General features: G+C 74.2%; 8 protein-coding genes. 2 read left to right on the top strand and 6 right to left on the bottom strand.

The genetic code is table 11. The features are described from left to right. The 4 genes from AOK18_RS25780 to AOK18_RS25765 form a co-directional block, all read right to left on the bottom strand. Nucleotides 1–351 (bottom strand): response regulator (locus AOK18_RS25780; RefSeq protein WP_157865192.1); only part of this gene is annotated, 351 nt, incomplete at its 3' end. Nucleotides 352–603: 252 nt separating this feature from the next. Further along, on the bottom strand, nt 604–1,272 hold the full coding sequence (locus tag AOK18_RS25775; RefSeq protein ID WP_055695888.1) for a hypothetical protein: 669 nt from the start codon (nt 1,270–1,272) through the stop codon (nt 604–606). Further along, a complete protein-coding gene (locus tag AOK18_RS25770; protein WP_055571224.1) occupies nt 1,260–1,799 on the bottom strand; it encodes a SigE family RNA polymerase sigma factor in 540 nt (179 codons plus the stop codon). The genes AOK18_RS25775 and AOK18_RS25770 overlap by 13 nt, the downstream gene beginning before the upstream one ends. A 322-nt stretch (nt 1,800–2,121) precedes the next feature. Further along, complete coding sequence (locus AOK18_RS25765) at nt 2,122–3,057, bottom strand: HhH-GPD family protein (protein ID WP_055571223.1); 936 nt, start codon at nt 3,055–3,057, stop codon at nt 2,122–2,124. 340 nt (nt 3,058–3,397) lie between these two features. Between AOK18_RS25765 and AOK18_RS25760 the strand changes: the two genes are divergently transcribed. Next, nucleotides 3,398–4,261, top strand: coding sequence for a hypothetical protein (locus AOK18_RS25760; RefSeq protein ID WP_079105181.1), 864 nt, complete (start codon nt 3,398–3,400; stop codon nt 4,259–4,261). Nucleotides 4,262–4,427: 166 nt separating this feature from the next. On the opposite strand, the gene disA is transcribed toward AOK18_RS25760, so the two are convergent. Both disA and radA read right to left on the bottom strand, forming a co-directional pair. Then, nucleotides 4,428–5,552: a DNA integrity scanning diadenylate cyclase DisA gene (disA, locus tag AOK18_RS25755; RefSeq protein WP_055571222.1), complete on the bottom strand. Its 1,125-nt coding sequence runs from the start codon at nt 5,550–5,552 to the stop codon at nt 4,428–4,430. Nucleotides 5,553–5,823: 271 nt separating this feature from the next. Next, nucleotides 5,824–7,233: a DNA repair protein RadA gene (gene radA, locus AOK18_RS25750; RefSeq protein ID WP_055571221.1), complete on the bottom strand. Its 1,410-nt coding sequence runs from the start codon at nt 7,231–7,233 to the stop codon at nt 5,824–5,826. A 289-nt stretch (nt 7,234–7,522) separates the two neighbouring features. On the opposite strand from radA, the gene AOK18_RS25745 reads away from it, so the two are divergent. Then, nucleotides 7,523–9,043: BACON domain-containing protein (locus AOK18_RS25745; protein WP_055695887.1), on the top strand; the 1,521-nt coding region annotated here is incomplete at its 3' end.

Genomic DNA, 9,043 nt, shown 5'->3' with positions numbered 1-9,043 from the left:
CGCGCGGATGCGGGCGACCAGGACGGCCCCGTCGAACGGCTTGGTCACGTAGTCGTCGGCGCCCGCCTCCAGCCCCAGGACCACGTCGATGGCGTCCGCGCGCGCCGACAGCATGATCACCGGCACCATCGACTCGTCGCGGATGCTCCGGCACAGGCTGACGCCGTCGAGGCCGGGCACCATGACGTCGAGGAGGGCGATGTCCGGCCGGTCGGCGCGGAACGCCTCCAGGCCCGACAGCCCGTCGGGCTTCGCGGTGACCGCGAAGCCGTCCCGCTCCAGGGCGAGTTGGGTGGCCTCACGGATGACGTCGTCGTCCTCGACGAACAGGACGTGGTTCTGGTCTGCCATCCCGGTCTCTCAGCTCTCGGCTTTCGGTTCTCGGTCTTCGGTTCTCGGTTCTCGGTTCTTGCTCTCCGTGCGCTCCCGGCCCGGTGGGAGCGCACCGCCCCGCCCACCGGACGGACGCGGGAGCCGCGCGGAGGGTTCATCCTCCCGTCGGGCCGGGCGGCCCGCCGGTGCACGCCACGCGCCGCGAAACGCGGTGCGGGCGCCCGTCCCCGAGGGTCGGGGTTCCGGATCCCGGGGCCCCGGCCCCGGGTCTCAGCCGTCGGACCTCGGGGCCTGCTCCGTGCCGGACACCTTGCCGTAGTCGTTGTGGGTGCGGAACTCCTCGGTGAACCGGCCCGCGGTCCAGCGGTAGGTGATCACGTTCTCGCCGGACGGACTCGACACCGGGTCGCCCCGGTCGTACACCTGCATCGTCACCACCAGGTCCCCGCGGTCGATCTCCGCGTACACGGGGGGCTCCTCGGCCCGGAACACGTTCACGTGCGCACCGCCCTGGTCGCGGTACACGTACGAACCGACGCCCACCGCGTCTCCGCAGGTCAGCACGTTGATGACGACGTCGTTCGCGGTCCCCCCGGTGAGGTTGCCGTAGCTCACGTCGACGGGGTACTCGTCGGCGGCACACGGCTTCAGCAGCCGCTTGACCCCGGCCGAGACGAGGGGATCGTCCTTGACCAGCCGCACGGCGTCCACCCGTTCGGCAGCCGGGACCGGTGCCGTCGAACCGGTGGCCGTGGCCGTGGACACGGGGGGACTCACCACCGGGTCCGCGTGGGCGGGGCCCTCGTCGCGGGCACCGGTGCCGCCCGTACCGCAGGCGCTGACGAACAGGGTGACGGCGACGAGCACGGACGTCGCCGTGGTCGCCGCTCGGGCGGTTCTCCGGACCCGTACGGGTCCCGCGCCGGTCAGGCCGCGCAACGCTCCCGCTCCTCACGCTCCAGCGCGCGTGCGTCCAGCTCACGGGCCTCCAGCTCCTCGCGGAGCCGGGCGAGGGCCCGGTGCAGCGTGCTCTTGACCGTTCCGGCCGACATGCCGAGTGCGGCGGCCGTCTCCTCCGTGGACATCTGCTCCCAGTGTCGCAGCACCACCACGCTGCGCTGCTTCGGGGCGAGCACCTTCAGCACGTCCATCAGGAGGGCGCGGTCGGCGTGCTGCTCGGTGGCGTCGTCCACGCGGGCGTCCGGGAGCTGCTCGGTGGGCACCTCCTCCAGCTTGCGGGCACGCCACCACTCGGTCCGGGTGTTGATCATGACGCGGCGCAGGTAGGCGTCGGCCAGCCGCTTGTCGGAGATCCCGTCCCAGCGGCCGTACGTCCGGGCCAGCGCGGTCTGCAGCAGGTCCTGCGCGTCGACGGGGTCCGGCACCAGACGACGGGCGCTGCGCAGCAGCGCGTCCTGCCGGGTCCGGACGTACTCCTCGAACCCGAGCACCTCGCCCTGCGCCATGGTGAACCGCCTTCCGTTCCCCGTACCGGCCCGCCCGTGCGGTCCGGTCCCCCTGCTGTGATCCGTGGTGGTCGTGCCCCTCGCGCCGTGTACCGGGTGCGGGGCACGGGAACGAAGGTACGGAGGCGTTGTCACGGCACTGTGCGGAGCAGCCTGCGGCCTGCCCTCGGCTGTCCGTCGGTTGTGTAACGGAAGTAGGGACGAGGTAAAGGGGCGCGCGGTTGGGGCGCCTATGGGGTGATGTGCGCGGCACCGGCCCGCTCGGCCGGCCGGGTGCCGACACGCCGGCCGCCGGGCCCGGTCCTCGGGCCCGGCCGCCGGGTCAGGTCATCGGCAGCCGGTAGAGGCCGCCGGGCAGCGGTTCGACCAGGCCGTCGGCGACCAGGCCGTCCAGCGCGCGGGCGCGCTGCACCGGCTCCTGCCACACCCGGTCCAGGGCCGCCTGCGGTACGGGCGAATGCGCCTCCCGGAGCACGGCCAGCAGGCGTCCGCGCACCTGGCGGTCCGTGCCCGCGTACGTCTGCCCCCGGCGCGGCGGGCCGTCGTGCGCCGGCTTGTCGGCGAGCCGCCAGGCGCACTGCGAGGCGATCGGGCAGCGGTGGCACGACTCGTTCTTCGCCGTGCACACCAGCGCGCCCAGCTCCATGGAGGCGGCCGCCCACCGCGCGGCGGTCCGCTCGTCCTCGGGCAGCAGCGCGCGGGCGAGCCGGCGCTCGGCGGCCGTGGTGGCGTTCGGCGGGTACTGGACGCCGGTCACCGCACGGGCGAACACCCGCCGCACGTTGGTGTCCAGCACGGCGTGCCGCTGCCCGTACGCGAACGACGCCACGGCGGCGGCCGTGTACTCGCCGATGCCGGGCAGCGCCAGCAGCTGCGCGTGGTCGGCGGGCACGTCGCCCCCGTGCCGTTCCGTTATGGCGGCGGCGGCGCCGTGCAGCCGCAGCGCGCGGCGCGGGTAGCCGAGCCGGCCCCAGGCGCGGACGGCCTCCCCGGGCGCCTCGGCGGCGAGGTCGGCGGGGCGCGGCCAGCGGGCCAGCCACTGCTCGTAGACCGGCAGGACCCGGTTCACCGGGGTCTGCTGGAGCATGAACTCGCTGACCATCACCCCCCACGCACCGGCCTCCGGGCGTCGCCACGGCAGATCCCGGGCGTGCTCGTCGAACCAGTCGATGACGGGGGAGTGGAGCGACGCTCCGGGAGCGTGCTCGGACGAGGGATCGGCGGCGCCGTCGGGCTGGGGCTTCGTGAGAGCAGTCATGGCCTCTCGATCCTGCCACGACCACCGGCACGAACGGGGAACCCGCCGCCCCGTCGTGCCGCAGGGGCGATGGAATCCATGGCCAGAGCTGCAAGCGACGCGATCGCGAACACGGGAGGGCCGGAGCGCGGCGCTCCGGATGCCGGGGACCGCCTCCCGCGCCCTCTGGTCACGGACCGTGAGGAAGACGTCCGTACGATCACACTCCGCGACTTTCGCGTGCCGTGCCTGGCGAAGAGCGCTAACGGACAGCCGTTTCCGGGATGATGATCCGGAAAAGTTGACCTCTCGGCGGCGGGTGGGAGCGGCGAAGTCCCGGATCTCTCGTACAGTTTGCGCCGTGGGATCTCTGCGCAATCCGGTCGGGCCGCTTCCCTCCTCCATCTACTGGCGTAGGAGGGCCGTACTGCTGTCCCTGCTGGGCGTGTTGGCGTTGCTGATCACCTGGGTCGTCGTCTCCCGCGGCGGGGACGGCGGCGGGCACGACAACGGGGCCGACGGCAAGAACCCCGCACCCTCCACCATCGCTCCGGGACCGTCGAGTTCGGGGCCGGCGATCAGCCAGGCACCGGGCGGCCGGGACGAGTCCGGCGACGAGAAGCCGGGTGGCTCCCCGGGCGGTGCCGGCGCGGGCGACGACGGGGCGAACGGCGACTCCGGTGACTCCGGCGACTCCGGCGGTGGATCGGACGGCGACGGCGAAGCCGGGAACGGTACGGGCGGCGCGGGCGGTGGTTCCGGGGGCGGTACGACGGCGGGGGTCGGCGCGGGCGACGCGCTGCCGGCCGGATCCGGACTCCCCGACTGCGCCGCGACCGCGGTCAAGTTCAGCCTGCGCAGCGTCCGCAACTCCTACGAACCCGACGAGAAGCCCACCTTCCGGCTGACCGCGCGGAACATCTCCGGAAACGACTGCAAGGTCGATCTCGGCCCGAAGAACACGGTGTTGACGATCACTCAGGCGAGCGCCGACGACGAGGCGTACTGGGCGTCGGACGACTGCCCCAAGGACGCCGGGAGTCTGGTGTTCCGGGTGCCCGCGGACGACAGCATCACGTACACCGTGAAGTGGGACCGCAAGCCGAGCGCCCCGCAGTGCGCGACCCCGCCGGCCGGGTCGGCCGAGGCGGGCACGTACCTGGTCGAGGCGAAGACGCCGGGGTTCACGAAGGTGCGGACGTCCTTCGTGCTGAAGAACGCCTGACGCGCCCCGCGGGCACCCCGCCTCGGGGCGCAACGCGGGCCCGGCGCGCCGGACTTGGCCCTACCGGGAGCCCTGGACGCACCGGCGCCCGGACATGCCGGGGTTCCCGGACGCACCGGCGCCCGGACGCACCGGGACTCCGGGAGTCCCGGGCACGCCGGAAGTCCTAGACGTACCGCTCCAGGATCGAGCTCTCCGCCAGCCGCGACAGGCCCTCCCGGACGCTGCGGGCGCGGGCCTCTCCGACGCCGTCCACCGTCTGGAGATCGTCCACACTGGCGGCCAGCAGCTTCTGCAGGCCGCCGAAGTGCTCCACCAGGCGGTCGATGATCGCGCCGGGCAGCCTCGGAACCTTGGCGAGCAGCCGGAAGCCGCGCGGGGACACGGCCGAGTCCAGCGTCTCGGGGGAACCGGTGTAGCCCAGGGCGCGGGCCACCGTGGGCAGTTCCAGGAGATCTGCCTGGGGGAGGGCGTTCAGCTCGTCCAGGGCCTGGGCGACGGTGCGGGAGCGCTTGGCGGTCGGCTCGGGCACGTAGTCCCGCACGATCAGCTCGCGCTCCGGTTCCACGCCCGCGATCAACTCGTCGAGCTGGAGGGAGAGGAGACGGCCGTCGGTGCCCAGTTCGACCACGTACTCGGCGATTTCGGCGGCGATGCGGCGCACCATCTCCAGCCGCTGCGCGACCGCCGAGAGGTCCCGGACGGTGACCAGGTCCTCGATCTCCAGTGCCGACAGCGTGCCGGCGACCTCGTCGAGGCGGAGCTTGTAGCGCTCCAGCGTCGCGAGCGCCTGGTTGGCGCGGGACAGGATCGCCGCCGAGTCCTCCAGGACGCGGCGGTGGCCGTCGACGTAGAGCGCGATCAGGCGCATCGACTGGGAGACCGAGACGACCGGGAAGCCGACCTGTTTGGAGACCCGGTCGGCGGTCCGGTGCCGGGTGCCGGTCTCCTCGGTCGGGATGGTCGGGTCCGGTACCAGCTGGACGCCCGCCCGCAGGATCTTCGACAGGTCGGACGACAGGACGATGCCGCCGTCGAGCTTGCACAGCTCGCGCAGCCGGGTCGCGGTGAACTCGACGTCCAGCACGAAACCGCCGCTGCACAGCGTCTCGACGGTCTTGTCGGAACCGAGGACGATGAGACCGCCGGTGTTGCCCCTCAGGACGCGCTCCAGGCCGTCCCGGAGGGCCGTGCCGGGTGCCACGGCACTCAGCGAGGCGCGCATCAGGCGATCGGGACCGGCGCTCCCGCCGGACTTTCCGGGAGCTGCTGCCCGGTCGTTGGCTGCCACTGCACTCCTCCGGTCGCGATGTCTTGGGCGCTCCCGTCCGAGGGCTCCCGTTCGAATCATGCCGGGCTCGCGGGGCCGGGTGCGCACTTCCCCGAGCTTTTCCGAGCGGGAAAACCCTCAGCGGCGGCGGCGTCGGTCGTCGACGCTCCGCGTCGACTTCCTCCTCCGCCTCGCGGCCGCACGCACCCGGTCCCGCTCCCTGTCCGGCCTGGTCCAAACGGGAGACCCTCACGCACTCGGTTCGTACGGACGGGCGAGACCAGGGCAAAGTCTACCGGCGGTCCTCCTCCTCCTGTGGGGCGTCCCGGCGACGCGAACGCGGAAGGACGCGCAGAGCGTCCCCGATGTCCGCTACTTCCAGAACCTTCATCCCCGAGGGGATTCTGCCCGGATCGCCCGGCACGAGCGCGTGCGTGAAGCCCAGGCGGTGCGCTTCGGAAAGCCGGCGCTGCACCCCCGTCACCCGCCTGACCTCGCCCGCGAGCCCGACCTCGCCGATCGCGACCAAATTCTTGGGCAACGGGGTGTCGCTCGCCGCCGACGCGAGGGCGAGGGCGATCGCCAGATCCGCCGCCGGCTCGGAGAGCTTCACCCCGCCGACCGTCGCGGAGTAGATGTCCCGCTTGCCCAAGGCGCTGATGCGGCCGCGCTGTTCCAGCACCGCGAGCATCATCGAGACGCGTGAGGTCTCCAGCCCGGAGGTGGTGCGGCGGGGGGAGGGGATCTGGGAGTCGACGGTGAGCGCCTGCACTTCGGCGACCAGCGGACGGCGGCCCTCCAGCGTCACCGTCAGGCAGGTGCCCGGCACCGGCTCCGCACGACGGGTCAGGAACAGCCCGCTGGGGTCGGCGAGGCCCGTGATGCCCTCGTCGTGCAGTTCGAAGCAGCCGACCTCGTCGGTGGTGCCGTAGCGGTTCTTCACGCCGCGGACCAGGCGCAGCCGCGCGTGCCGGTCGCCCTCGAAGCTCAGGACGACGTCCACCAGGTGCTCCAGCAGGCGCGGCCCCGCGATCGAGCCGTCCTTGGTGACGTGGCCCACCAGCAGCGTGGCCATCCCGCGCTCCTTGGAGGCGCGGATCAGCGCGCCCGCCACCTCGCGCACCTGGGCCATGCCGCCCGGCGCGCCGTCGAGTTCCGGGGAGGCGACCGTCTGCACCGAGTCGAGGATCAGCAGGGACGGCTTCACCGCGTCCAGATGGCCGAGGACGGCGGACAGGTCCGTCTCGGCGGCGAGGTACAGGTGGTCGTCGATGGCGTTGATCCGGTCGGCGCGCAGCCGGACCTGGCTCGCCGACTCCTCGCCCGTGACGTAGAGCGTGCGGTGCTCCTCGCTCGCCGACTTGGCCGCGACGTCCAGCAGCAGCGTGGACTTGCCGACGCCCGGCTCGCCCGCGACGAGCACCACCGCGCCGGGGACCAGCCCGCCGCCGAGGACCCGGTCCAGCTCGGGGACACCGGTGGAGCGGGCCGTGGCCTGGCGGCCGTCGACCTGGCCGATGGGCACGGCGGAGGTGGTGACCCGCCCCGGCGCCGTCGTGCGCACCGCGGGCGCGCCGTACTCCTCGACCGTCCCCCAGGCCTGGCACTCGGGACAGCGGCCGAGCCACTTGGCCGTCTGCCAGCCGCACTCGGTGCAGCGGTAGGACGGTCGGTCCTTGGTGGTCTTGGTACGGGCAGCCATGGTGGGAACGGTAACGCCCGGCACTGACAGCCGGGAGCGCGGTGCCCCGTCGCCGGCCACGCCGTGCCCCGTCGCCGGCCGCCGGAGGCACAGTGCCCGGCCGTCTGCCGTCTGCCGTCGGTCGCCGGCTGCCGGTCGCCGGCCGTCGGTCCCGGAACCGGGCCGTTCCCCCCGGCCCGCCCGGGGGGCGAAGGGACCTCCCCTCCGTTTGAGGGATCGTTTCACCCGTACGGATTAAAAGTGCGCAGGGCTCCGGAAGGGGTCGGCTCCGGCCGCCTACGGTCGCCGAATGATGAGCAGTGGCCCGGAGATCCCGCCCCGCACGACCGGCGTACACCGGGCGCACCGGGGGGTGGGCGGCCACGGGACCGCGCACACGCCGGCGCACCGGCCCCCCGCCTGCCACGAACCGTGTCTGGACGGCCTGTTCACCTACTGCCTGTCGGTGCTGTGCGACCACGACGCGGCGATCACCGCCCTGGCCGACGTCCTCACCCTCGCGGAGCGCCGCGGCCGGCACCTCCCGGAGGCGCCCGGGGACCGCAGGGCCTGGCTGTACGCGCTGGCCCGCTGGGCCTGCCTGCGCAAGCTGGCCGAGGCCCGGCAGAAACCCCGGGCCGCCCACGCGGCGGGCCGGACGGCCCGGGCCGCCACCCCTGCGGCCGTCACCGAGGAGGTGCGGGAGCAGCGCCGCCGTGAGCTGTCCCTGCTCGCCTGGCCGGAGGCCGCGGGCACCACGCCGGAGCAGCGCGAGGCGCTCGAACTCTCGGTCCGGCACCGCCTCGGAGCCCACGAGGTCGCCGCCGTGCTCCACATGGAACCGGCCGCCGCCCGCGAGCTGCTCGCCTCCGCCGCCTGCGAGGTCGAGCGCACCCGCGCGGCGCTCGCCGTCGTCGAGACCGGCGCCTGCCGGGGAGTGGCGCATCTCACCGGGGACAGCCGGCTCGTGCTCAGCAGCGCGCTGCGCCGCGAACTCGTCCGGCACGTCGACGACTGCCCGCGCTGCCGCCGCACCGCCGGGCGGGCCCTCCCCGGCCGCTGGCCCGGCACCGGCGTCGCTCCCGACGTCCTGCACGTCCTGCCGGCTCCCGAAGCGGCCCTGCGCACCGCCCTGGCGCACCACCCGCGCGCGCGTCGCGGCGCGCCCCGCTTCGACCGGCGCGGCTTCCCGATGGACCCCAAGGACCGCGTCGCCCGCCGGAGCCGGCTGCGCGCGCGTGCGGTCACGACGACCGTCGTCGCCACCGTCGTCGCCGCCCCCGTGCTCGCGCTGTACGCCGCCTACCGGGGCGCCCCCGCCGGCGAGGCCCGGGACGACCGGTCGGCCTCCGCGCGGGAGAGCGACCTGCCCCTCGGCCTCCACGGCGACGGCTCGGGCGGTTACGAGAACACCGGCAACGCCGGCACCCGGGCCGGAGGCCTTCCCGGCGAGGCCGGCGGGGCGGACGTGTCCGTGGAGGTCGTCGAGGTCACCGGCGCGGGCCGCAGGGGCGCCGACGTGCTGGGCGTCACCGCCGGTCACAGCGGTGACACCACACTGATCACGCTCACCGCGCGGGGCACCGCGCCGGTCCGCTGGTCCGTGTCGACGAGGGCGCCCTGGCTCCGCCCGAGCCAGTCGTCGGGGACGCTCCGGCCGGGACGGTCACTGAGGATCAAGGTGCACGTCGACCAGCCGCGCGAACCGTCCGGCCCCTGGAGCGCGCGCGTGGCGGTCTCGCCCGCGGGCGCCGTGGTGACCATCGACGGCCACGGCAACACCCCCCGCCCGACCTCCCCGGACGGCCGGGACCCTCGGAGTGGCCGGGAG

It is taken from the genome of Streptomyces prasinopilosus, assembly GCF_001419695.1.
GTDB lineage: Bacteria > Actinomycetota > Actinomycetes > Streptomycetales > Streptomycetaceae > Streptomyces > Streptomyces prasinopilosus.
Note: the sequence above shows the minus strand (reverse complement) of the source record. Positions and strands in the feature narration are given on the sequence as shown.

Bases quoted from the DNA above. Each gene is read 5' to 3' on its own strand.
- AOK18_RS25770 (WP_055571224.1), bottom strand. From the start codon at position 1,799: ATGGCGCAGGGCGAGGTGCTCGGGTTCGAGGAGTACGTCCGGACCCGG.
- AOK18_RS25765 (WP_055571223.1), bottom strand. From the start codon at position 3,057: ATGACTGCTCTCACGAAGCCCCAGCCCGACGGCGCCGCCGATCCCTCG.
- radA (WP_055571221.1), bottom strand. From the start codon at position 7,233: ATGGCTGCCCGTACCAAGACCACCAAGGACCGACCGTCCTACCGCTGC.